Below are 23893 nucleotides of genomic sequence, written 5' to 3'. Positions count from 1 at the left end.
CTCTTAAGTGAACGGCATTAACCTCAGGGGTCGTTTTTTATTTTTATCGATAAAGGGTAGCCAATTAAAATGTGATAACGGCAGTTAAAGCGGGCAATGCGTCGCACACAGCTCTCTATTTAATACCACATCCAATACTTGTTCCTGTCCATCCAGCTCGACGGTTAACTGGTACGCATCAGCACTATTAGGAGACGCAAGATCAGTGTAACGAGGGGCTTCGATTTGAAACAGTGCAGATGCTTGTTGTTTTCTTACGTCGATCGGTAATGAATACGTCATTCCATTGAACTTGACCAAAGCCGATAACAAGCCTGGGCGATAGGTTTTGTAATACAGGTCAACCTTAAACTCACACCCTCCGCCATGATGCCAAATTTGTTCCGTTGCCACGTACTCTAAACGAACATGAGAAATAAACTGTAAATAAGGCATTGCCCATATCCCCACTCGAGGATCATTTCCAGCCGCATACTCGCCAAGTGGGCATTGTTTCAAGGGAGGATTGGATTCAATGAGCAGGTCATCTTCATCATACTCGAGAAACAAAACCTCAATCCTATTTCGACCTTCTTGAAGATGCGCTCGTACGTCTTTTCGATACACTAATTCACTGCCATCGCAGTCCATCACCGCAACGCCGTTCACTCTGATCTCAGCAAAATGGTCGACGCCAGCGAATACTAGGTCCACCGCAGGATGCGATAACTCTTGCTCATTAAGGTCAAAATCGTGCATCAAGTGCCACTCTTGCTCTGCGATCGCTTGTTCAGACAACGCATTAGGAAGAATTTGGCTAATCGCACCAGGAAATTGTAGGTCCCCTTGCGGAATAGAGAGATCCGTCAGTGGGGATAACTGCCAGAAACCAGACATGTTTTTTTGCATTATAACAATGAGACCTACATCATATTTTTCGCAGTATAGTCAAATTGTTTATATAAAGATACAGTTGTTAATAGTTATCAACGGACACAAAAAAAGGCCAGTATTACTGACCTTTTTCAAAAAATGACGTTTATTCTTCTTCTGCGTCATCTTCTTCCGTGTACAGAGCATCTTCGCCTTCATAATACGTACCCCACCCATCATAGATGATGTCGTATTTTTCTGCGAGATTCACAAGCTTCTCTACTTGTGCATCAATTTGTTCTGCGTTCAACTTTGATTCCATCGTAGCATCGCAACATAGCAGTTTGTTGCCATCTTCATCTTCAGTTTCTTCTGCTTCGAGAACTTCAAAACCCAACTTAAAAGCTTCAACAACCGCTTTTTCTAGGCGGTCAAAGTCTTCAGCGAAGAAATGGTGTTCAATCTCATAAAGAGAGTCTGGATCACTACCATCTTCTATAAGAGCTTGAATGATATCGCGAGTGTCTTCCTTTTGAATTTCGATCAATTCTGCAACGGTGACATACTCATCTTGTTGAGACATAAAAGTGCTCCAGCTAAAATTAGGTTAACGGGACGAATAATACGGTATGTCAGTGTAAATCGAAAGATCGAAGCAGGATCTTTCGCAACATATTTTCATTCTTCGCCAATTTATCCATTAAGATCCAGATCACACATACACAAATTTAACATTTCATCGTTACATCGCTCTCACTTATGAAGAAAAAAGCCGAGCCCAATGATGACACTTAGTGTCATGTCGACAATTTATGAATGTATTTTGCATATCACCTCAACCAGAAACTCTACTCTCCTGCTACGTTTTACTCATTCAATAGCCACAAATTGGCCCAAATTTGTTTATTTATGCATAGATTATCGATGATTAGCGCCCTTTCTATCCCTGTAATCATGAATATTCAAGCATTCTACTTTTTATATACCCTGCAAAAATCCAGAAAATTTGTCTGCTTACGTGGCAATTTATCACGATTAGTCACTGCAATATGGTTCATTTACAGCAACAAACGCCAGTTTTTGAGCTTGCATCTTGATAACAAGCTTGTCATAAATAGCGCATTCAAATTTGAAAGGAATCACAATGAGTACGTTGCACGTCGGATCAGAAGTGGGTCAATTACGCAGAGTTTTGCTGAACCGCCCAGAAAGAGCGCTTACCCACCTCACACCATCAAATTGTCACGAACTTCTTTTTGATGACGTGCTTGCTGTAGAAGCGGCAGGGGTAGAACATGACGCCTTTGCTGACACGCTACGTAGCCAAGAAGTTGAGGTTTTGCTCCTCCATGATCTTTTAGTTGAAACCTTGGCGGTCACCGACGCCAAATCATGGTTACTAGAGACTCAAATCTCAGATTTTCGTTATGGGCCTATCTTTGCTAATGAACTGAAACGCTACCTTGCAGACATGGATAATGAGCACCTTGCCACCATTCTACTGGGTGGGCTTGCCTATTCAGAGTTACCAATCAAAACCTCATCCATCTTACAAAAGATGAGCCGCCCCCTCGACTTTGTCATTGAGCCATTACCCAACCACCTATTTACGCGCGACACGTCTTGCTGGGTGTACGGCGGCGTCTCATTAAACCCAATGATGAAGCCAGCTCGACAGCGTGAAACCAATCACTTACGTGCCATATATCGCTGGCACCCTACCTTTGCAGGCCAAGATTTCATCAAATACTTTGGCGATGAAGACTTGCATTACGACAATGCCAATATAGAAGGTGGTGATGTCCTTGTTATTGGCAAAGGCGCGGTTCTCATTGGTATCTCCGAACGCACAACGCCACAAGGCGTGGAGAACTTAGCGGCAAGCCTTTTCAAAACAGGGCAAGCCTCACAAGTCATCGCGATTGATCTGCCTAAGCATCGCTCTTGTATGCACCTTGATACCGTAATGACTCATATGGATGTTGATACATTCTCTGTCTACCCTGAAATTATCACTGATAAACTGGATACTTGGCGATTAACGGCTGAGCCTAAAGGCCAGATACAAGTTGAAAAACTGCCTAACTATTTAACAGCACTGGAAAGTGCACTCGACGTAGATAAATTGAATATTATCACCACTGGTGGTGATAATTATGAAGCAGAGCGTGAACAGTGGAACGATGCAAATAACGTTCTCACCGTTAAACCAGGAGTGGTCATTGGCTATGAAAGAAATGTCTATACCAATGAAAAATATGATAAAGCAGGCATCGAAGTTTTGACTATCCCTGGGAATGAACTAGGACGCGGGCGTGGGGGTGCTCGTTGTATGAGCTGTCCAATAGAGCGAGACGGTATCTAAATAAAAACCGAAAAAAACGTCTAATATAGGCGTTTTTTTACATCACACCAAAAATAAATATTCACTTTAAAAGCATTTATATGTATAAATGAACTACTTGTTATTCACTAGGTACGGAACATGGCTTATAACTTACGTAATAGGAACTTCCTTAAGCTTTTAGATTTTACGCCCAAAGAAATCCAATTTCTTCTCGATCTTTCTTTGTCTTTAAAATCAGCAAAATATGCAGGGACAGAACAAAAGAAACTCGTCGGGAAAAATATTGCACTGATCTTTGAAAAAGCCTCTACCCGTACCCGATGTGCATTTGAAGTTGCCGCCTTTGATCAAGGCGCTCAGGTCTCATACCTAGGCCCTTCGGGCTCGCAAATTGGTCATAAAGAATCAATGAAAGATACCGCACGTGTCCTAGGTCGCATGTACGACGGCATAGAATATCGAGGATTTGGGCAAGAGATCGTTGAAGAGTTAGGTGCCCACGCTGGCGTACCGGTTTGGAATGGCCTAACCGATGAATTCCACCCTACGCAAATTTTAGCCGACTTCCTCACCATGTTTGAACACGGCAAAGGAAAACAGCTGCATCAAATGTCATTTGCTTACCTAGGCGATGCACGAAACAACATGGGTAATTCTCTAATGGTTGGGGCCGCTAAAATGGGGATGGACATTCGCCTAGTCGCCCCCAAGGCATTCTGGCCAGAACCAGAACTTGTTGAGGAATGCCAACAGATTGCTCTTAATACAGGAGCGACCATCACCCTAACAGAAGACGTCACTCAAGGTGTAGACGGTTGTGACTTTCTTTATACCGACGTTTGGGTCTCCATGGGTGAACCGGCCTCAGCTTGGGAGGAGCGTATTACTCTCATGAAACCATACCAAGTAAATATGGCGATGATTGAAGCGACGGGGAACCCCGATGTAAAATTCATGCATTGCCTACCCGCTTTCCATGATGACCAAACCACTATCGGCAAAGAGATTGCTGACAAGTTTAACCTTAATGGGTTAGAAGTCAGCAACGATGTCTTTGAGTCCGAGTATTCCATCGTATTCGATGAAGCAGAAAATCGCATGCACACCATAAAAGCCGTCATGGTCGCAACACTTGGCAGTTAATAAAAAGTGGCGAATTAACGCATAAACCTTTGATGTAATCGCTTGCGCTCACAATTGTTAAGGGTATAATTCTCCGCAATTTGTCAGGGGGATAGGACATGGCGCAACCGAGTTTCATTACATTGCTAGGCTTTCATACGCTGATTAGCTTTGATGCATTGCTAACTCGCGATAAGTACTTCGCTTATCACGCACCGGTATTATCTTCTTTTGATGACTAAGCCTCCCATTATGGGGGGCTTTTTTATGGCTGCTAACTCTGGTTTAGTTTTTAACTATAGGGAAGATAAACATGGCGAATACGCTCTACCAAAAGCACATTATCTCAATTCCTGAGCTGTCTCGTGATGAGCTCGAACTCATCGTAGAAACCGCAGGGCAACTTAAATCAACCCCTCGACCTGAGCTAATAAAAAACAAAGTCATTGCGAGCTGTTTCTTTGAGCCTTCAACCCGAACTCGCTTATCTTTCGAAACCGCAATCCAGCGTATTGGTGGTAGTGTTATTGGCTTTGATAGTGGCGGTAACACGTCCCTTGCGAAAAAAGGCGAAACGTTAGCGGATTCCGTACAAGTTATCGCTTCGTATGTGGATGCCTTTGTCATGCGTCATCCACAAGAAGGCGCCGCACGCCTCGCTTCTGAGTTTTCAAACGGCACACCGGTTATCAATGCGGGTGACGGCGCAAACCAGCACCCTACGCAAACCTTGCTTGACCTGTACAGCATTTATGAAACCCAGGGTCGCTTAGACAACATCAATGTGGCTTTTGTTGGTGACCTAAAATATGGTCGTACCGTGCACTCTCTCACTCAAGCATTAGCAAAGTTTAATAACGTTCGCTTTTACTTCATCGCACCAGAAGCGCTCGCAATGCCAGATTACATCTGTGAAGAACTGGAAGAATCAGGCATCACCTTTAGTATGCATCAAGATATGGAAGAGGTCGTACCGGAACTCGATATCCTTTACATGACGCGCGTACAGAAAGAACGCTTTGATGAATCAGAATATGCACATATAAAATCGGCTTACATCTTATCGGCTGAAACGCTGAAAGAAGCACGTGACAACCTAAAGGTGTTGCACCCACTTCCTCGTGTTGATGAGATTACCGTTGATGTCGATAAAACGCCTTATGCCTACTATTTCCAGCAAGCTGAAAATGGGGTGTACGCGCGTGAAGCACTATTGGCTCTCGTGTTAAATGAAACGTTGTAAGGCAGGTATAGCATGACAAGAGAAACACAACTACAAGTCGAGGCCATTAAAAATGGCACAGTGATCGACCACATCCCAGCGAACATCGGTATCAAGGTATTAAAACTGTTTGCTATGGACCAATCCCAGCAGCGCGTCACGATTGGTTTAAACCTTCCATCGTCGGCTCTTGGGTGTAAGGACTTACTCAAAATAGAAAACGTCTTTGTCAGCGAAGAGCAAGCAAACAAACTGGCTCTGTACGCGCCTAACGCGACCGTGAATCAAATCGAGAATTATGAGGTTAGTAAAAAGTTGGCCTTAGCACTGCCTGAGCATATTAACGGTATATTTGAGTGCCCAAATAGCAATTGCATCACGCATAATGAGCCGGTAGAAAGTAGTTTTAAGGTGTTCGAGAAGCATAGTGATATTCGCCTGAAGTGCAAATACTGTGAAAAGGTATTTGCGAGAGAAATTCTTACCGAGCGCTAATCATCGTTATGTTATTAATCAAGCCGACTAAAAGTAGGCTTGATTTTTATTGGGGCTAGAGGCAGTCTAGTTCCTCTTATTCTTTTATCACAATGGAACACTAAGAATGACTAAAGTACTTCATACAGAATCAGCTCCTGCTGCCATTGGCCCTTATGTTCAAGGCGTCGACCTCGGTAATATGGTGCTAACCTCTGGTCAAATCCCAGTAAACCCAGTAACAGGGGAAGTATCAGACGATATTTCAGAGCAGGCACGTCAATCACTAGATAACGTTAAGGCTGTCGTTGAGTCATCAGGTCTTACTGTCTCTGATATTGTTAAGATGACGGTTTTTGTTAAAGATTTGAACGACTTTGGCACAGTGAATGAAGTCTATGGTAAGTTCTTTGATGAGCACCAAGTCGCTAACTACCCAGCTCGCTCATGTGTTGAAGTCGCACGACTACCAAAAGACGTGAAGATTGAGATCGAAGCTATTGCGGTTCGTAAGTAACGGCGACCTAAACGTTTCATCCGATATCAAAAAGGGTTGTTCACACAACCCTTTTTTTCACTCTCGGTGACCTTCCGCGATGATTACTTGCCCTTATTGAGCTCAATCACTTCTGCGTCAAGTTGTTCCAATTTCTGCACCATTTGCTCGCGGCAACGGTTAGCAAGTTCTCGAATGTCCTCTTTTGCACACCCTTCAACAGAAACGGGAGGCAGCATCTCAACAATGATATGCCCGTTATCCCATTTGTTGAACTTTAAGTGCGCCGTGCTACTACAAACAATCGGGATAATCGGTACATTAGCGCCAATCGCAGCATGAAATGCTCCGGTCTTAAATGGCAACATGCCTCGCCCTCTAGAACGCGTACCTTCAGGAAACATCCAGACAGATAAGTTGCTTTTTTTCATGCTATCGACAACTTGATCTATCGTTCCTTTCGCCTTACTGCGATTAGCACGGTCAATCAAAATGTTTCCGGTAAGATAGTAGAGCTGCCCAAAGAATGGCATCCACGCCAAGCTTTTTTTGCCTACTGTCACCACATTTGGAGTGACGGCCGAAGAAACGGTAAACAGGTCCCAGTTATTTTGATGGTTAGCAATATAGACATGCTGGCCACGGTGATACGCATCTTCAGGTAGCCTAAGTTCAAGTTTGATGCCAAACACCTTAGACATTGCGCCAAAATAACGTCCAAATCTAAATACATGCTTTGGGTTTCTTGGGCTTAATAAACAATACCCACAACCAAAAATGAACATGACGATAGCGAAAATAGCCACTGCAATACAGCGGAAAAAAGCAATCATTTTGTGCTCCGAAAAATCTCAAAAAAAAACCGAAACCTAACGATTTCGGCTCATCAATATCACTTAAAGTGCTATTCAGATGCTTGAACGCGAGTAATATTTGCGCCCAGTAAAGATAGCTTATCTTCAATCCTGTCGTAACCACGATCAATGTGGTAAATACGATCAACAATGGTTTCGCCTTTGGCAATACAACCCGCGATAACTAAGCTCGCTGAGGCTCGCAAATCTGTGGCCATCACTTGAGCGCCGCTCAACAATTCTACATCGCCACAGATAACGGTGTTACCTTCAATGTCTGCTTTTGCGCCCATTCGTATCAGTTCAGGCACGTGCATGAAGCGGTTCTCAAAGATGGTTTCGGTAATAACACCACCGCCTTTCGCCATGATATTTAATAGCGTGAATTGCGCTTGCATATCAGTTGGGAAACCAGGATGTGGCGCAGTACGAATCGACACAGCCTTGAGGTCACGACCGGTCATATCAAGGGAGATCCAGTCCTCACCACTTTCCACCTTCGCACCGGCTTCTTCTAGTTTCGCAATAACTGCCTCTAGAAGATGTGCGCTGGTGTTACGGCAAACGACCTTGCCCCCTGATACCGCTGCGGCAACTAAAAATGTTCCTGTTTCAATGCGGTCTGCAACCACAGCGTGCTTACCACCAGACAAACGCTCAACGCCTTCGATAGTGATAGTATCAGTACCTGCACCAGAGACTTTAGCTCCTAATGCATTCAAGAAGTTGGCAGTATCGACAATCTCAGGTTCACGTGCGGCGTTATCCAGTACGGTTTTGCCTTCCGCCAGTGTCGCGGCGCACATCACTGTGATAGTGGCACCCACACTCACCTTGTCCATCACAACATGCGCGCCTTTCAAGCGGCCATCAACTTCTGCTTTCACATAACCATCTTCAAGCGTGATCGTTGCGCCTAGTTGTTCAAGGCCATGAATATGCAAATCGACGGGTCTCGCTCCAATAGCACAGCCACCCGGCAGGGATACTTGCCCTTTACCGAATCTAGCCACCAATGGTCCTAAAGCCCAAATTGAAGCACGCATCGTTTTCACGAGATCATAGGGCGCACAAAGTTCATTAATTTCGCTGCCATCAACGTGCACGGAACCGTTACGATGGACTTTTGCTCCGAGGCGCGTCAGCAGTTTCATCGTGGTATCGATATCACGTAGACGAGGCACATTGGAGACTTCTACCGGCCCTTCAGCCAAAATAGAAGCAAATAAAATAGGCAGTGCTGCATTTTTAGCACCTGAGATTGAAACCTCGCCTTGTAGCGGGGTTGTCGACCCAATAATTTGAAACTTATCCATTACTTAACCTTAAAGTGACATCAACTTTTTATCTCGAGCCCACTCTTCTGGAGTGAAAGCCTTGATCGAGACGGCGTGGATGTCGTTACGCTGAATGTATTCCATCAGAGGCTTATAAATCATCTGCTGTTTTTTTACTCGGCTCATGCCTGCGAATTGAGCATCTACTGCAATCACTTCGTAGTGGCTACCTTCACCTTTAACATGCAGCTCTTCTAGGTTTAGTTCACTTTGCAATAGTTCCTGTACTTTTGTGCTATCCACAAGATACTCCTAAATGTGTTTCTCAATTACCGATTCAACATTACTTAGCTGAAACAACATTTTCAGCTCGTCGGGCACGAAGCTGAGCATTATATGACACTTTCGATTTTTTGCATGCTCTATTAAGTGAATTAGCATCACCATACCAGCAGAATCTATACGTTCTACCTCGTTAAGAGGCACATTAACGTTAGATTCTGGATAATTAAATACTTGTAATTGCTTCCAGAGCTTCGGAACCGTGTCCCGAGTCAGGGTGCCAACGAGTAGAATAGTATCAGGTTCGCTAAACTCTACACTCGCATTCACTGTCCGGACTTCCCTTCAAATTGAATTGACACCTGAGACAATGCTTCTAATTCTTCCGCCACCGAAAGTATCCCCTCTCGGCGTATTTTTGTGTTCCATTCTGATTGCTTACTCGACAGTAAACTGATGCCTTCAGCAATCATATCAAACGCTTTCCAATCACCTGTTTTTTTATCTTTTCTCAATTTAAATTCAAGATTAATGTTCGGTCTTGGTGAATCCATTATGGTGACTCGAATGCCTGTAATCGTTGTTTTTTCATCAATCACTGGCGTTGGACCAAATTGTATCTCTTGCCCAGTATACTGGGTCAGGACTTGTGCATAAGAGGTCACCAAGTACTCACGAAAAGCTTTCGCAAATTCTAAGACGTCTTCTCGTTTCGCCCCTTTTAAGTTAGGCCCCAACAGTTTCAATGCCGCATAACGATCATTAACGTATGGCATCAACTCTTCTTCGACAACAACCTTCAAGTAATTAGGATCATCTTGGATTAATGATTGCTCTTCTGCCAATCTGGAAAAAGTGCGGTCGGCGACTTGTTTCATCATGTCGTAGGGCTTGCTCTTATCTATATCTTGAGCGGAAACACTAAACACACTGAAAATTAAAGCCAACATCATGCATATTCTGCTCATCTTATTACTCCTGTTTCGCATCATCAGACTTTCCACCGATGCTATAAAGCACTTGCCCTATCATATCTTCGAGTACTAACGCTGACTTAGTATCCTCAATGCGATCACCATCAACTAGATACGTCTCGTCATCGAAAATAAAACCAGGAACTAGGCCGATGTATTGCTCACCTATGAGTCCTGACGTGAGAATTTGTGCACTTGACGTCTCAGGGAATTGATATTCAGAATTGATAGCAAGGTTTACAACAGGTAAGTAGCTCTCTTTATCAAGGTGGATATCACTGACACGCCCGATAACGACCCCACCGACCTTGACAGGGGATCGAGCCTTTAAACTACCGATATTATCAAACCGAGCTTGCAAGGTGTAAGTATCACTTGAGCCAACACCTTTAACGTCAGCCACTTGAAAAATGATAAACAAAATTGCGCAAAGTCCTGTCAGAACAAAGCCGCCCACCCACAATTCTAACTTTCGAGTTTGTTGCATTCAAAAATCCTTTATTCTCAACTTCCAAACATTAATGCAGTCATAACAAAGTCCAACCCTAAAACGGCCAATGATGAATGAACCACCGTTCTTGTCGTTGCTTGACTAATCCCCTCGGAAGTAGGAATGGCATCATAACCATTAAACAAAGCAATCCAGGTCACCGTGATGGCAAATACGATACATTTCAAGGCGCTATTACCGATATCTCGCCCCAGTTCGACCGATGACTGCATCGCAGACCAAAAACTACCATGATCAATGCCCTTCCATTCCACGCCGACGAGCTGCGCTCCCCAAATACCAATCGACATGAAGATCATGGCAAGTAACGGCATTGAAATAACACCGGCCCAAAAACGAGGGGCAACCACTCTTTTTATCGGATCAACGGCCATCATTTCCATACTTGATAACTGCTCTGTTGCTTTCATCAAACCTATTTCGGCTGTTAGCGCCGATCCCGCGCGTCCTGCAAACAATAAAGCGGTCACCACGGGCCCAAGCTCTCGCAACAAAGACAAAGAGACCATTTGACCTAGGCTTCCTTCCGCACCGTAATCCACCAGCACCACATAACCTTGTAGGCTTAACACCATGCCAATAAACAAGCCGGATACGGTAATAATAGCAAGTGATTGAACACCCACACTGTAGAGCTGCTTGATCAATAAAGGAAAGTTCTTCACTGGCTGTGGTCTAGATAACAACACACCAAGCAACATAAACGTTGCCTTTCCCCACGATTGACAAGACATCAGTGTGCGATGACCGATTCTTTGTACAAACTGCAACATATTAAAAGAGGTCCTGTTCAAGTGGCTCCGCTGGATATCGAAACGGTACCGGTCCATCAGCGTCACCCACTAAAAACTGCTGAACCCTCGGGTCTGGGTTATTTCTAAGCGCTTCAGGTGTTCCTTTAGCAACAATTTTCCCATCGGCGAGTAAATACACCCAGTCAGCAATCGACATCACCTCTGGGACATCATGCGATACGACAATCGATGTCAAGTTAAGGGCGTTGTTTAATGAACGAATCAACTCAACCAACACTCCCATAGTAATAGGGTCTTGCCCAACAAATGGTTCGTCATACATGATCAAATCGGGGTCAAGGGCAATCGCACGTGCCAGTGCTGCTCGCCTTGCCATTCCGCCAGAGAGCTCACTTGGCATTAGCTGCGCAGCGCCTCTCAAGCCGACAGCTTCGAGTTTTAATAGAACTAATGTTCGTATTAATGCTTCAGATAGTTGCGTGTGCTCCCGAAGGGGAAAGGCAACATTGTCGAAAACCGTAAGGTCCGTAAACAACGCCCCAGATTGGAACAACATGCTCATTTTTTTTCGGACTTGATATAAGCGCTTGCGCGACAACGTCGGGATATTGTCGCTCTCAAACCAAATTTCTCCCTGATCAGGGTATAGCTGCCCGCCGATAAGCCGTAGTAACGTTGTTTTTCCAATTCCGGATGGCCCCATGATTGCTGTCACTTTCCCTTTCGGTACATGCAATTCAATATCATCAAAGATGACGTGTTTGCCTCTAGAAAATGACAACCCCTTCACGGAAACCAAGTCATTGTTTGACATACATTTCCTTATTAAAAAGCCTAAGTCCCTCAAGCCTTATATTCTAATGATAGCAGCCCATAATTAAAACCTTAAAATAGATAGCATTTACTTTCTATCGTCTGCACAGTCATTAGTTCATCACATTTTGAGCCACTAATGACCGTAACATTCAGGCGACAAACTAATTTCACACTATTATTAGCGTATATGGTTCTGAAACTGATTGTTATTTTATTTGTTGATTAGCTTCCATTTTAGGTGCTAAACCGTCAAAATTACCCACCAAATATCTTAGAAAAAGTAACTGGAATTAAAGCATGCTTGAAGCAGTGGTGTTTCTTATTATTGGTCTTGTTTTCCTAGTGTGGAGCGCAGACAAACTCGTTTATGGTTCCGCTGCGCTTGCGCGAAACTACGGTATCTCACCGCTAGTCATTGGTATGACGATTCTGGCTATGGGCTCTTCTGCGCCCGAGATGATGGTATCAGCCACCGCAGCACTTGACGGAAAAACAGATACTGCCGTCGGGAATGTGCTCGGCTCTAATATTGCCAACATCGCTTTAATTCTCGGTATTACCGCGATGATAAAGCCACTATCTATTTCTTCAGGTATTCTGCGTCGTGAACTCCCTCTGATGATTGCGGTCACATTAATTGCAGGCGTAATACTTTGGGATGGCCACCTGGGCTTTTACGAAGGTATTGTACTATTTGCGCTGTTTGGTGCCTTTATTCTTGCGATGATCCGGATTAGCAAGACAGAAAAAGCCGGCGGCGGTGACGTCATGCTCGATAGCCAAGAGTCTGAAATCCCTGAAGGCGTGAGTAACATAAAAGCCATTATGTGGGTGGTTATCGGATTGATTATTCTGCCGATTGCCGCTGATCGCCTCGTCGATAGTGCCGTCACTATCGCTCAATACTTTGGTATGAGTGACCTTGTGATAGGGCTAACGATTATTGCGATTGGTACCAGCCTACCTGAATTGGCCGCCTCTCTGGCTGGCGTGATGAAGGGCGAAGATGATATGGCCGTCGGTAATATCATTGGCTCAAACGTATTTAACATTTTGGCGGTTATGGGAATTCCAGGTGTTTTAAATCCGTCAATATTAAGTGAACACGCGATGGGTCGTGACTTTTGGGTCATGCTTGGGGTGTCTTTGCTTCTCGTCGTGATGGCGCTCGGAAAGTCGAAAAGCATTAACCGAATCGAAGGCTTCATCTTATTTATCTGCTTCCTAATTTACCAAGTTTATCTCTTCACCAACATGGCTGCATAGGAGTCACATTATGTCTTCATTTGATTTTATTAGTGCAGCAAAGCGCGTGTTAGACACAGAGGTTCTTGCTTTACAGCACTTGGAACGCTATATCGACGGCCACTTCTCGGCCGTTTGTCACAGCATCCTCAACCATCAAGGTAAAGTTATCGTAATGGGTATGGGCAAATCTGGACATATAGGTAAAAAAATTGCTGCCACGCTTGCTAGTACGGGAACATCGGCATTTTTTGTGCACCCCGGCGAGGCAGCTCACGGCGACTTAGGCATGATTGAAGCGAAAGATCTCGTTATTGCAATATCAAACTCTGGTGAATCTCATGAGATCATCAGCCTATTTCCGGTATTCAAGCGTCTTGGTATTACGACCGTTAGCATGACAGGGAAGCCGGCGTCTACGATGGCTAAGCTTTCAGATCACCACTTACAGATTACGGTTCCAAAAGAAGCCTGCCCATTAGGACTAGCACCAACCTCTAGCTCAACTGCTACACTCGTGATGGGGGATGCGTTAGCCATTGCCTTGCTGGAAGCAAGAGGGTTTAGTGAAGAGGATTTTGCATTGTCTCATCCGGGAGGTGCTTTGGGTCGCAAGCTGTTGCTAAAATTAAGTGACATCATGCATTCTGGTGATGCGTTACCACTCGTCACACCGAATACCTTGGTTCGCGACGCGTTGCTAAAAATCACGGATAAAGGCTTGGGGATGACTGCAGTCGTCAATGAGTCACAACACTTGCTTGGTATTTTTACCGATGGTGATTTACGCCGAATCTTAGACAAGCGTATTGATATCCACACTACGAGTATTGGGGATGTCATGACGGTCTCTCCAACAACCGCGACCCCCAATATGCTTGCAGCAGAAGGATTACATCTGATGCAATCTAAAAATATTAACGGCCTAATTTTGCTAGAAGAGAACCGGGTTGTTGGTGCATTAAATATGCATGACCTACTCAAAGCGGGAGTGATGTAATGCCACAAACGATTGAAACGCTCTATGGTGCAATGGATAAAACCGCCTTCGCGCGAGCATCTGAGATAAAACTCCTCATTTGCGACGTTGATGGTGTTTTCTCTGACGGGCTTGTCTATATGGGTAATGATGGCGAAGAGCTTAAGACATTTCACACTAGAGACGGATACGGCGTCAAAGCACTCATGAGCGCCGGCATAGAAGTCGCCATTATCACAGGCCGCACGTCTAAGATTGTCGAGAATCGAATGACGGCGCTGGGGATATCGTTAATCTACCAAGGCCAAGATGATAAAATAGTGGCTTACAAAGACATCTGTGAAAAACTCAATATTTCAGCAGAACAGACCGCCTATATTGGTGATGACTTAATTGATTGGCCTGTTATGGAACAGATTGGACTGAGTGTGTGCGTGGCTGACGGCCACCCCCTTCTTGCCAATAAAGCTGACTATGTCACATCGATCCAAGGAGGACGAGGGGCAGTCAGAGAGGTGTGTGATATTATCCTTGAATCAAAAGGGCAACTCGAGCTTCATAAAGGTTTGAGTATATGAGTCTACCTCGTACTCTATATGCCGTATTGTTAATGATATCCCTTGGGTGTGGTTACTATCTTTATAGCAAAGAGGATAGTAATGTCATTCAGGTTACCCCTAATGTTGAACTTCCTGCATTTAACGGCAAGAATCTACACAATATTTCTTACGCTGATAACGGCGTACGAAGCTACAGTATTAACTCAGCATATTTAGAGCACTTTTCAAAAAAAGGCGAAACCGTATTCGACCGACCTGTATTGAAGATTTATGTCGAGGGAACCACCCAAGAGTGGGAGATTTCAGCGGCGACCGCCATTCTCGATAAAAAAGACGTATTAACCCTGTATGACGATGTAATTGCTAGAAATTTGCTTGATGAGTCAGGTTTCGATACCTTATCAACAGACCAGATGAGCATTCAGTTAGACAATCGGGATTTTTGGGCTGATACTAACGTTCTAATGTTAGGCCCACAGTTTGAAACGCGTGGTGATGCGATGAAAGGAAACTTCGCAGATAACCTCGCAGAGCTTTACAACAAAGTGAATAGTAAATATGAAACTCTCACACCTTAGTCTTGGGCTTTGCCTGTTTTTACCAGTCGCCGCTTATGCACTTTCGACGGATACGGAACAACCTGTGTATATCGACTCCGATACTCAACAGCTTGATATGAAAAGTAACAAGGTTACCTTTGCTGGCGATGTAAAACTAAAACAAGGTAGCATCAATATTAATGCTGACACGATCATTGTCACGCGAGAACCTAAGACCGGCGCATTGCAGGTTATTGAAGGGTTCGGCGATCTTGCGACCTTTTCTCAGCTCACCGATGATGGTAAGACATTGTACGGTGAAGCTAAAGAGCTTCACTATGCCTTGAAAGACGACCAATTAACGATGACCAATCAAGCGATGTTGTCGCAAGACGGTAGCATTATCAAAGGAACAAAAATTCGCTATAGAATTTCGTCACAAAAATTGATCGCAGATGGTAGCCCTAACGAACGTGTGTCGACCGTTCTTCAACCTCAACCAGCTCAAGAGTAGTACTTCGGAATATGGCGCTATTAAAAGCAACGCATTTAGCAAAAAGTTATAACAATAGAAAAGTCGTCACCGATGTGAGCTTGTCTGTAGAGTCAGGTCAGATTGTTGGATTGCTGGGCCCTAATGGCGCGGGAAAAACGACATCTTTTTATATGATAGTAGGCCTTGTAGCTCGAGATGAAGGTTCGATTACCATTGATGACGAAGACATCAGTATTTTACCGATGCACAGTCGAGCAAAAATGGGGATCGGTTACCTGCCACAAGAAGCCTCTATTTTTAGAAAGCTAAGCGTGGAACATAATATTCTAGCCGTGTTAGAAACACGTAGTGAGCTCACCCAAGAAGAACAACAGGATCGCCTTGAGGATCTTCTTGATGAGTTCAATATTCAACATATCCGAAAAAGCGCGGGCATGGCACTCTCTGGTGGAGAGCGCCGTCGTGTAGAAATTGCACGAGCCTTAGCTGCGAACCCGCAATTTATTCTACTTGATGAGCCTTTTGCAGGGGTTGACCCCATCTCTGTTATCGATATCAAAAAAATCATCGAACACCTAAGAGATAGAGGCCTTGGCGTATTAATTACCGACCATAATGTCCGTGAGACGCTGGATGTCTGTGAAAAAGCCTACATCGTCAGCCAAGGTCACTTGATTGCTGAAGGCACACCGGAAGATGTTCTCAATAATGAACATGTAAAACAGGTTTATCTCGGTGAACAATTCCGACTATGATTTAATAGTCAGGTATCATATTTATTAATAGGCCAACAAGACTGCATGAAACCCTCATTACAACTTAAGCTAGGTCAACAGTTAGCAATGACACCACAACTGCAACAAGCAATTCGCTTATTGCAGTTGTCGACGCTCGACCTTCAACAAGAAATTCAAGAGGCTTTGGACTCCAACCCACTACTTGATGTTGAAGAAGCAACCGACGAGCCGCCTGCTAATGAAGAAAAAAACAACCTAGAGAGTAAAGAGGAATCCAGTCCAGAGCTCAGCAGTGAGCCTGAACCTAAAGACAGCTCAGAACTGATCGAGTCTTCTGAGATTACCAACGACCTCGAAATCGACACGACATGGGATGACGTTTACAGCGCAAACACCGGCAATACGGGTATCAGCGTCGACGATGACCTTCCTATATATCAAGGTGAAACCACACAATCACTGCAAGATTATCTTATTTGGCAGCTAGACCTAACCCCATTCTCAGAGACAGACCGAGCCATTGCACTCGCCGTGATTGATGCAATCGATAGCCAAGGTTACCTCACTCAATCGTGCGAAGAACTACTTGAAAGCGTAGATATAGACGATCTTGAACTGGATGAAGTCGAGGCGGTACGCAAACGCATTCAACAGTTTGACCCACTCGGTGTCGCCTCGGTTAACTTACAAGATTGCCTTTTACTTCAACTGGCGACGTTTCCAGAAGATACGCCTTGGTTAGCCGAAGCAAAATTAGTCCTGTCTCATCACATCGATCAATTAGGCAATCGCGATTACAAGCTCGTCATTAAAGAGACTAGACTGAAAGAAACAGAACTGAGAGAAGTACTGTCACTGATTCAACAGCTCGACCCTCGTCCTGGCAGTAAAATCACCCCAGATGAGACTGAGTATGTCGTTCCAGATGTGTCTGTTTTTAAAGACAGAGGCAAGTGGGTGGTTCAAATAAACCCCGACAGCGTACCTCGCTTGAAAGTCAATCAACAGTATGCACAATTAGGGACAGGAAACAGCCCAGATAGCCAATATATTCGCTCTAACCTTCAAGAAGCTAAATGGTTGATTAAAAGCTTAGAAAGCCGTAATGAGACACTTCTTAAGGTTGCGAAATGCATTGTTGAACATCAACATGACTTCTTTGAATATGGTGAAGAAGCGATGAAACCTATGGTACTCAATGATGTGGCATTAGCCGTCGATATGCATGAATCAACGATTTCAAGAGTGACCACTCAGAAATATATGCATACACCTCGTGGTATTTTTGAATTGAAGTACTTCTTTTCAAGCCATGTTTCGACAGATAATGGCGGTGAATGCTCGTCAACCGCCATTCGAGCACTGATCAAAAAACTTGTCGCTGTCGAAAATACAGCCAAGCCTTTGAGCGATAGCAAAATCGCCGCTCAGTTAGCTGACCAGGGTATTCAAGTTGCTAGACGCACTATCGCTAAGTATCGAGAGTCGCTGGGTATCGCCCCTTCTAGTCAGCGTAAACGCCTACTTTAAGGCCAATAACCAAAAAGGAAAGTCTATGCAAATTCAAATCCAAGGCCACCATGTTGATCTTACTGAGTCAATGCAAGACTACGTTAATGACAAATTTCATAAACTAGAACGCTTTTTTGATCATATAAATACCATTCAAGTGATATTACGAGTTGAAAAATTAAACCAGATCGCTGAAGCTACGCTCCACATCAATCACGGTGAAATTCATGCGGCGGCAGAAGATGAGAGTATGTATGCGGCCATCGACTCACTCGTCGATAAGCTCGTCCGACAATTGAATAAGCACAAAGAAAAAATAAGTAATCACTAAAATGCAAATAAGTGAAGTATTAACATTGGACTGCACCAAGAGTGCAGTCCCTTGTACCAGCAAAAAGCGCGCACTCGAGATCATCAGTGAAATCGCGGCACAAAAGACAGGTCAGAACTCTACAGAGTTGTTTGAGTGCATGTTGAACCGAGAGAAAGTAGGCAGCACGGGTATCGGTAACGGTATCGCCATCCCTCATGCGCGCATGCAAGATAGTGACAAGGCAATAGCGGTCCTTTTGCAGTGTAACGAACCGGTTGAGTTCGACTCTATCGATAATCGACCTGTTGACCTCATGTTTGCGCTTTTAGTTCCAGATGCTCAATGTAAAGAGCACCTCAAAACCTTGTCTTGCATGGCAGAACGCCTGAACGACAAAACCGTCCTTAAGCAATTGCGCAAAGCACAAAGTGATCAAGAGCTCTACGACATCATTGTCAGTCACTAACGGTGCGGCATCGAAATAAATATACTGAATCGAATTAAACATACTGAGTCAAGATTATGAGATTGGTCGTTGTAAGTGGGCATTCTGGAGCCGGTAAAAGTGTTGCGCTCCGAGTTTTAGAAGATTCTGGTTATTACTGCGTTGATAACCTCCCCATCGATCTGCTCGAACATTTTGTTGAGAGCACGAAAGACTCCCAACAAAATGTGGCGGTCAGCATCGATATTCGTAACCTTCCTGACAATCTCAAACAGCTCAGCCTCAAGCTCGATGAGCTCGCAAAGAGTCATGATGTTAAGGTCCTCTTTCTTGACGCAACTAAGCCAGTTCTACTGACTCGCTATAGTGAGACAAGGCGAATCCATCCTCTATCGCAACAAAAAGAGAAGCTATCACTCGAGCAAGCCATTGATCTTGAGCATAAGCTGTTAAAGCCCATTAAAGAGCAAGCTGATTACCTTATCGACTCCAGTCATCGCTCGATTCATGACCTTAGTGAAACGATTCGCATTGAGCTCGAAGGAAAAGAGAAAAAAGAATTGGTGATGGTATTCCAATCTTTTGGATTCAAATACGGTATGCCAAACGATGCGGATTACGTGTTTGATGTTAGGTTCTTACCTAACCCCCATTGGCAACCTGAATTGAGACCTTTAACAGGGCTCGATGCACCCATTAAGTCATTTCTAGAGTCCCACCCAGAAGTGATTGAGCTAAAACTGCAAATACAGCACTTTATCGAGCGTTGGCTACCAATGTTAGAAAAAAACAATCGCAGCTATCTGACGGTCGCTATAGGCTGCACTGGCGGCAAACACCGCTCAGTCTATATCGCACAGCAAATCGGTGAGTACTTTGCTCACAGCGGCCAGCAAGTCCAAATTAGACACGCGTCACTAGAGCAGCATCAATAGGAGTCTCATGTCTACATCTCGAACTGTCTTGATTCAAAACCGCTTAGGGCTCCATGCACGGGCAGCCGTTAAACTGGTAGAGCTTGCGCAAAGTTTTAACGCCATCGTCACCATTTGTAATCACGAAAATAAAGAAGCGACGGCTGATAGCGTCATGGGGTTACTGATGCTGGAATCCGCACAGGGTGAATTTATCACGATTAAAGCGGATGGCCCTCAATCCAATGATGCACTCCAAGCCGTGTGTGAACTGGTTGAACACCGTTTTGATGAAGACGAATAAACCAAATTCTTAACGAGTAAAAATATCACACAGTCATTCATACGTTGTTACTAATTAACGTGTAGAATTAAACTAATATTCAATAAATTAAAGCAGTTAAGTTCAAGGGGCAGCCATGGCAGAGCAAATAGAATTCGACCAAGCTCACCAAACTCTCCAAGAAGTAAGCGAGGCCCTAGAAAATGGTCGCTTTGTTTACGTACGCAGACAGCTTCAGGATATGGAGCCTGAAGACATTGCCCACCTTCTCGAGGCCTCACCTCGTAAAAGTCGCGACGTCCTTTGGCAACTCACCGATCCTGAAGATTATGGCGAAATTCTTGATGAATTAAATGAAGACGTCAAAGATAATCTCGTCTCGAAGATGGCTCCAGAGAAGCTGGCAGAAGCCACTGAAGGCATGGACACGGACGATGTTGCCTATGTCTTGCGAAGCTTACCTGATGACGTCTCACGAGAAGTTCTTTCTCAGATGGATAGTGCCGATAGGCAGCGGGTTGAAACCGCCCTATCTTATCCAGAAGACAGCGCCGGCGGTATTATGAATACCGACGTCATCACGATCCGTGGTGATGTCGATGTAGACGTTGTTCTTCGTTATCTACGCATGCGTGGTGAGCTTCCTGAAGCCACTGACGCCCTCTATGTCATCGATGAAGAGAGCATGCTAATAGGACACTTATCTCTCAGCACCATCTTGACCACTCAACCTGACGTAAAGGTTATCGATGTCATGGATGACGCAGACGAGGCTATCCATGTGGAAACCAGTGATTCTGACGTTGCCTCCTTGTTTGAACGTCGAGACTGGGTCTCAGCACCAGTAGTAGATAGTGACCACCACCTTGTTGGTCGTATTACTATCGACGATGTGGTCGATATCATCCGAGAAGACGCTGAGCACTCAATGATGAGCATGGCAGGGATGGATGATGATGAAGATACATTCGCACCTGTCGTCAAATCAGCAAGGCGTCGAAGCGTATGGCTTGGTGCCAACGTCCTAGCGGCACTTGCTGCGGCTTCTGTATCTAATATGTTTGAAGCCACCTTAGAGCAAATGGCCGCTATTGCCGTGCTGATGACGATTGTCCCATCGATGGGTGGCGTCGCCGGAAATCAAACGGTGGCCTTGGTCATCCGTGGGTTGGCACTTGGTCATATTGGTGACAGTAACAAGCGAGAGCTGCTCTTAAAAGAAGCCGCTATCGGCTTTTTGAATGGTATTCTTTGGGCACTGATCATCGGAGGCATCGTCGTCGCCTGGAAGGGCAACTGGATGTTAGGGGGTATAATTTCTGCCGCCATGCTAACCAACTTGCTGGTCGCCGGGATCGCTGGTGTTACCATCCCGATATTCTTAAAGAAAATGAATATCGACCCCGCACTCGCTGGCGGAATGGCATTAACCACCATCACTGATGTTATCGGTCTATCTGTCTTTCTCGGCTTGGCAACGATCCTGCTAACTTAAGGTACCAGCAAAACGCACCTATGTTGCTAGCCTTATGCATCTACAGACGTTACACAACACATATTATATCAACGATATTTAGATAAAAAAAAGCGGAGCCCTAGGGGCTCCGCTTCTATTTGAGAACGCTAGTTTAATAGCATTACTTCTTAGCAAGTTTCTCTTTGATACGAGCTGACTTACCAGAACGCTCACGTAGGTAGTACAACTTGGCACGACGTACTGCACCACGGCGTTTAACTTCGATGCTATCAACCATTGGAGAGTGAGTTTGGAACGTACGCTCAACACCTTCACCGTTCGAGATTTTACGAACTGTGAATGCAGAGTGAAGACCACGGTTACGAATAGCGATTACAACGCCTTCGTATGCCTGTAGACGCTCACGGTCACCTTCTTTTACTTTAACCTGAACTACAACAGTGTCACCTGGTGCAAATTTAGGTAGGCCTGATTTCATTTGCTCTTCTTCAAGAGCCTTGATGATGTTACTCATGTTCTTAAATTCCTAGAATAAACTGATACTAAAATAAATAGGTTACTGCTTACTTTTTATCTAAGCGATACGCTTTAATAAATTCGGCCAGTAATTGTTCCTGTTCGTCAGTCAGAGCTAGGTTTTCCAGGAGCTCCGGTCTTCTTAGCCAAGTACGGCCCAACGACTGTTGTAGTCGCCAGCGACGAATGTCTTTGTGATTTCCAGACTTCAATACACTCGGTATTTCTAGTCCATCCAACACTTCAGGGCGCGTATAATGCGGACAATCCAGCAAGCCATTTGCAAAAGAATCTTCTTCTGCTGACGCGAAATCTCCAAGTACCCCAGGTATAAACCGAGACACTGAATCAATTAGCGTCATGGCTGGGATTTCCCCACCCGTCATCACAAAATCTCCAATTGACCATTCTTCGTCAACTTCAGTTTGGATGATGCGCTCATCTACCCCTTCATAGCGACCACATATCAACACAAGGTTGTCGTTCTTCGCTAATTCCTCTACCCCTTGCTGATCGAGTTTTCGACCTTGGGGAGAAAGATAGATCACTTTCGTCTTACCCGGTGACGCAGCTTTGGCTGTTTGAATGGCATCGCGCAAAGGCTGAACCATCATTAACATACCAGGACCACCACCGTAAGGTCTGTCATCGACAGTGCGATGTTTGTCTTGAGTGAAATCACGAGGATTCCATGTCTCAATAGACAGCAGACCTTTTTTAACCGCTTGACCTGTTACTCCGTAGTCAGTAACGCTGCGGAACATGTCTGGAAACAGGCTAATTATGCCAACCCACATCTGTTCTCTCGCTCTATTGGTTACCAGCTACTGGATTAGAATCCAGGATCCCAGTCAACTTCGATCCGTCGAGCTTCGCGATCAACATTTTTGATCACTTGCTCTTCAAGGTACGGTACCAACCGTTCCTTTTGCCCGAAAGCATCTTTAAGATTTGCTTTCACTACCAAAACATCGTTTGAACCAGTTTCCAACATATCGATTACTTCACCTAAGTCGTAACCTTTTGTGGTAAACATTTTCATTCCAAACAATTCACGCCAGTAGAATTCATCTTCTGACAGCTCAGGCAGCACCGCTGGGTCGATTGCAATTTCAAAGTTAGTCAGTAGGTGAGCTTCTTCTCGAACCTCTAAACCTTCTAGTTTACACACCATAGCTTTGTTATGACGCTTCCAACTTTCAACCTTAACCTCAACCCATTTGCCCTTTTGGTTAATATACCAAGGGCTGTAATCAAAAAGGTTTTCAGGATCGTCTGTATAGGAAAAAACTTTAAGCCATCCACGAATGCCATAAGTAGAACCGAATTTACCTACAACAATTCTTTCGCTTTGGTTACTCATCGTGTCTTTACCTTTCATCGACATACTGCTTACTGAGCTAATAATTAAGCCGCTTTTTGAGCGTCTTTAACTAGCTTAGCTACGCGGTCAGAAACTGTAGCGCCTTCGCTAACCCAGTGGTTAACGCGCTCTAGATCTAGACGTAGGCCTTCTTCTTGACCTTGAGCAGTTGGGTTAAAGAAACCTACTTTCTCAATGAAACGACCAGTTGCAGCATTGCGGCTATCCGCAACTACGATTTGATAGAATGGACGCTTCTTCGCGCCGTGACGTGCCAAACGAATGGTTACCATATCGTCCTCTTTGCTTTCTCAATAATAAAAATGACCTCAGAAGTGTTTCTCTTATGAAAAACCTGAGGTCTCGTGCCAAATAAAGCCCCGGAATTTTACTCTTATTCGGATTCAATGCAAGATATTTAGCTATTTTTTCACCAGCATAAAGTGACGACGAGAGGTGTGATTGAGTTAACAGTTTGAAAACTAACATCACTACGTAGTGAAACCTCATAGCAGCACTGATTAAAAAATAA

32 protein-coding genes are annotated in these 23893 nt (G+C 44.5%); 18 read left to right on the top strand and 14 right to left on the bottom strand.

What is annotated here, in order from left to right; genetic code table 11:
* Positions 1-84: 84 nt before the first annotated feature.
* Both AB4405_RS22550 and rraB read right to left on the bottom strand, forming a co-directional pair.
* Positions 85-888, bottom strand: coding sequence for a glycosyl hydrolase 2 galactose-binding domain-containing protein (locus AB4405_RS22550; RefSeq protein WP_372062903.1), 804 nt, complete (start codon positions 886-888; stop codon positions 85-87).
* Between the two features lie 130 nt (positions 889-1018).
* Positions 1019-1435 carry a ribonuclease E inhibitor RraB gene (gene rraB, locus AB4405_RS22545; RefSeq protein WP_372062902.1) on the bottom strand — a complete coding sequence of 139 codons (417 nt, stop codon included), beginning with the start codon at positions 1433-1435 and terminating at the stop codon, positions 1019-1021.
* Between the two features lie 561 nt (positions 1436-1996).
* Between rraB and arcA the strand changes: the two genes are divergently transcribed.
* The 6 genes from arcA to AB4405_RS22515 all read left to right on the top strand — a co-directional run bounded on the left by arcA (position 1997) and on the right by AB4405_RS22515 (position 6534).
* The gene (gene arcA, locus AB4405_RS22540; RefSeq protein ID WP_372062901.1) at positions 1997-3217 is read left to right on the top strand and encodes an arginine deiminase; all 1221 of its coding nucleotides are present in this window, start codon (positions 1997-1999) and stop codon (positions 3215-3217) included.
* A 120-nt stretch (positions 3218-3337) separates the two neighbouring features.
* Entirely contained in the window at positions 3338-4342 is a 1005-nt protein-coding gene (argF, locus tag AB4405_RS22535; RefSeq protein ID WP_102468204.1) for an ornithine carbamoyltransferase, read from the top strand.
* Between the two features lie 98 nt (positions 4343-4440).
* Positions 4441-4563: a hypothetical protein gene (locus AB4405_RS22530; RefSeq protein WP_277869442.1), complete on the top strand. Its 123-nt coding sequence runs from the start codon at positions 4441-4443 to the stop codon at positions 4561-4563.
* Between the two features lie 71 nt (positions 4564-4634).
* Positions 4635-5564: an aspartate carbamoyltransferase gene (gene pyrB, locus AB4405_RS22525; RefSeq protein ID WP_102468203.1), complete on the top strand. Its 930-nt coding sequence runs from the start codon at positions 4635-4637 to the stop codon at positions 5562-5564.
* A 12-nt stretch (positions 5565-5576) separates the two neighbouring features.
* A complete protein-coding gene (gene pyrI, locus AB4405_RS22520) occupies positions 5577-6038 on the top strand; it encodes an aspartate carbamoyltransferase regulatory subunit (protein WP_102468202.1) in 462 nt (153 codons plus the stop codon).
* A 106-nt stretch (positions 6039-6144) separates the two neighbouring features.
* Positions 6145-6534, top strand: a complete 390-nt coding sequence (locus AB4405_RS22515) for a RidA family protein (protein ID WP_372062900.1) — start codon at positions 6145-6147, stop codon at positions 6532-6534.
* 83 nt (positions 6535-6617) lie between these two features.
* Here AB4405_RS22515 and AB4405_RS22510 read toward each other — a convergent pair whose 3' ends face one another.
* The 8 genes from AB4405_RS22510 to mlaF form a co-directional block, all read right to left on the bottom strand.
* The gene (locus AB4405_RS22510; RefSeq protein ID WP_372062899.1) at positions 6618-7346 is read right to left on the bottom strand and encodes a 1-acylglycerol-3-phosphate O-acyltransferase; all 729 of its coding nucleotides are present in this window, start codon (positions 7344-7346) and stop codon (positions 6618-6620) included.
* A gap of 71 nt (positions 7347-7417) precedes the next feature.
* Positions 7418-8683, bottom strand: a complete 1266-nt coding sequence (gene murA, locus AB4405_RS22505; RefSeq protein WP_102468199.1) for a UDP-N-acetylglucosamine 1-carboxyvinyltransferase — start codon at positions 8681-8683, stop codon at positions 7418-7420.
* Between the two features lie 9 nt (positions 8684-8692).
* A complete protein-coding gene (gene ibaG / locus AB4405_RS22500; protein ID WP_102468198.1) occupies positions 8693-8947 on the bottom strand; it encodes a BolA family iron metabolism protein IbaG in 255 nt (84 codons plus the stop codon).
* Between the two features lie 9 nt (positions 8948-8956).
* Positions 8957-9256 (bottom strand): lipid asymmetry maintenance protein MlaB, encoded by a 300-nt coding sequence (locus AB4405_RS22495; protein ID WP_372062898.1) that lies wholly within the window; start codon positions 9254-9256, stop codon positions 8957-8959.
* The gene (mlaC, locus tag AB4405_RS22490; protein WP_372062897.1) at positions 9253-9894 is read right to left on the bottom strand and encodes a phospholipid-binding protein MlaC; all 642 of its coding nucleotides are present in this window, start codon (positions 9892-9894) and stop codon (positions 9253-9255) included. The genes AB4405_RS22495 and mlaC overlap by 4 nt, the downstream gene beginning before the upstream one ends.
* Positions 9895-9898: 4 nt before the next feature.
* The gene (gene mlaD / locus AB4405_RS22485; RefSeq protein ID WP_372062896.1) at positions 9899-10387 is read right to left on the bottom strand and encodes an outer membrane lipid asymmetry maintenance protein MlaD; all 489 of its coding nucleotides are present in this window, start codon (positions 10385-10387) and stop codon (positions 9899-9901) included.
* Positions 10388-10404: 17 nt separating this feature from the next.
* Positions 10405-11184 (bottom strand): lipid asymmetry maintenance ABC transporter permease subunit MlaE, encoded by a 780-nt coding sequence (mlaE, locus tag AB4405_RS22480; protein WP_102468194.1) that lies wholly within the window; start codon positions 11182-11184, stop codon positions 10405-10407.
* Between the two features lies 1 nt (position 11185).
* Positions 11186-11980: a phospholipid ABC transporter ATP-binding protein MlaF gene (gene mlaF, locus AB4405_RS22475; RefSeq protein WP_102468193.1), complete on the bottom strand. Its 795-nt coding sequence runs from the start codon at positions 11978-11980 to the stop codon at positions 11186-11188.
* A 299-nt stretch (positions 11981-12279) separates the two neighbouring features.
* On the opposite strand from mlaF, the gene AB4405_RS22470 reads away from it, so the two are divergent.
* The 12 genes from AB4405_RS22470 to mgtE all read left to right on the top strand — a co-directional run bounded on the left by AB4405_RS22470 (position 12280) and on the right by mgtE (position 21500).
* Positions 12280-13248, top strand: a complete 969-nt coding sequence (locus tag AB4405_RS22470) for a calcium/sodium antiporter (protein ID WP_372062895.1) — start codon at positions 12280-12282, stop codon at positions 13246-13248.
* Positions 13249-13255: 7 nt separating this feature from the next.
* Positions 13256-14227: a KpsF/GutQ family sugar-phosphate isomerase gene (locus AB4405_RS22465; RefSeq protein WP_372062904.1), complete on the top strand. Its 972-nt coding sequence runs from the start codon at positions 13256-13258 to the stop codon at positions 14225-14227.
* A complete protein-coding gene (kdsC, locus tag AB4405_RS22460) occupies positions 14227-14784 on the top strand; it encodes a 3-deoxy-manno-octulosonate-8-phosphatase KdsC (RefSeq protein WP_102468190.1) in 558 nt (185 codons plus the stop codon). Before AB4405_RS22465 ends, kdsC begins: the two co-directional genes overlap by 1 nt.
* Positions 14781-15344, top strand: a complete 564-nt coding sequence (gene lptC / locus AB4405_RS22455; protein WP_372062894.1) for an LPS export ABC transporter periplasmic protein LptC — start codon at positions 14781-14783, stop codon at positions 15342-15344. Before kdsC ends, lptC begins: the two co-directional genes overlap by 4 nt.
* The gene (gene lptA / locus AB4405_RS22450) at positions 15325-15819 is read left to right on the top strand and encodes a lipopolysaccharide transport periplasmic protein LptA (RefSeq protein WP_102468188.1); all 495 of its coding nucleotides are present in this window, start codon (positions 15325-15327) and stop codon (positions 15817-15819) included. Before lptC ends, lptA begins: the two co-directional genes overlap by 20 nt.
* Before the next feature lie 11 nt (positions 15820-15830).
* The gene (lptB, locus tag AB4405_RS22445; protein WP_372062893.1) at positions 15831-16556 is read left to right on the top strand and encodes an LPS export ABC transporter ATP-binding protein; all 726 of its coding nucleotides are present in this window, start codon (positions 15831-15833) and stop codon (positions 16554-16556) included.
* Between the two features lie 45 nt (positions 16557-16601).
* Positions 16602-18068: an RNA polymerase factor sigma-54 gene (locus AB4405_RS22440; protein WP_372062892.1), complete on the top strand. Its 1467-nt coding sequence runs from the start codon at positions 16602-16604 to the stop codon at positions 18066-18068.
* A 25-nt stretch (positions 18069-18093) separates the two neighbouring features.
* The gene (hpf, locus tag AB4405_RS22435; protein ID WP_102468185.1) at positions 18094-18381 is read left to right on the top strand and encodes a ribosome hibernation promoting factor; all 288 of its coding nucleotides are present in this window, start codon (positions 18094-18096) and stop codon (positions 18379-18381) included.
* A 1-nt stretch (position 18382) separates the two neighbouring features.
* Entirely contained in the window at positions 18383-18829 is a 447-nt protein-coding gene (gene ptsN / locus AB4405_RS22430) for a PTS IIA-like nitrogen regulatory protein PtsN (protein WP_102468184.1), read from the top strand.
* A gap of 56 nt (positions 18830-18885) precedes the next feature.
* Entirely contained in the window at positions 18886-19743 is an 858-nt protein-coding gene (gene rapZ / locus AB4405_RS22425) for an RNase adapter RapZ (protein ID WP_102468183.1), read from the top strand.
* A gap of 7 nt (positions 19744-19750) precedes the next feature.
* Positions 19751-20026 (top strand): HPr family phosphocarrier protein, encoded by a 276-nt coding sequence (locus tag AB4405_RS22420; RefSeq protein WP_372062891.1) that lies wholly within the window; start codon positions 19751-19753, stop codon positions 20024-20026.
* 115 nt (positions 20027-20141) lie between these two features.
* Positions 20142-21500, top strand: a complete 1359-nt coding sequence (gene mgtE / locus AB4405_RS22415; protein WP_102468181.1) for a magnesium transporter — start codon at positions 20142-20144, stop codon at positions 21498-21500.
* A 142-nt stretch (positions 21501-21642) separates the two neighbouring features.
* Here the strand turns inward: mgtE and rplS are convergent, their stop codons facing one another.
* Genes rplS through rpsP form a run of 4 tightly spaced genes read right to left on the bottom strand, consistent with a single transcriptional unit; the run spans position 21643 to position 23654 of the window.
* Positions 21643-21996 (bottom strand): 50S ribosomal protein L19, encoded by a 354-nt coding sequence (gene rplS / locus AB4405_RS22410; RefSeq protein ID WP_006074418.1) that lies wholly within the window; start codon positions 21994-21996, stop codon positions 21643-21645.
* 49 nt (positions 21997-22045) lie between these two features.
* Positions 22046-22795 carry a tRNA (guanosine(37)-N1)-methyltransferase TrmD gene (trmD, locus tag AB4405_RS22405; RefSeq protein WP_102468180.1) on the bottom strand — a complete coding sequence of 250 codons (750 nt, stop codon included), beginning with the start codon at positions 22793-22795 and terminating at the stop codon, positions 22046-22048.
* 35 nt (positions 22796-22830) lie between these two features.
* The gene (rimM, locus tag AB4405_RS22400) at positions 22831-23385 is read right to left on the bottom strand and encodes a ribosome maturation factor RimM (protein WP_102468179.1); all 555 of its coding nucleotides are present in this window, start codon (positions 23383-23385) and stop codon (positions 22831-22833) included.
* Between the two features lie 20 nt (positions 23386-23405).
* Positions 23406-23654: a 30S ribosomal protein S16 gene (gene rpsP, locus AB4405_RS22395; RefSeq protein WP_102468178.1), complete on the bottom strand. Its 249-nt coding sequence runs from the start codon at positions 23652-23654 to the stop codon at positions 23406-23408.
* Positions 23655-23893 lie beyond the last annotated feature (239 nt).

Source organism: Vibrio sp. 10N.261.51.F12 (assembly GCF_041471725.1).
GTDB lineage: Bacteria > Pseudomonadota > Gammaproteobacteria > Enterobacterales > Vibrionaceae > Vibrio.
This window is presented reverse-complemented; position numbering and strand designations above follow the sequence as displayed.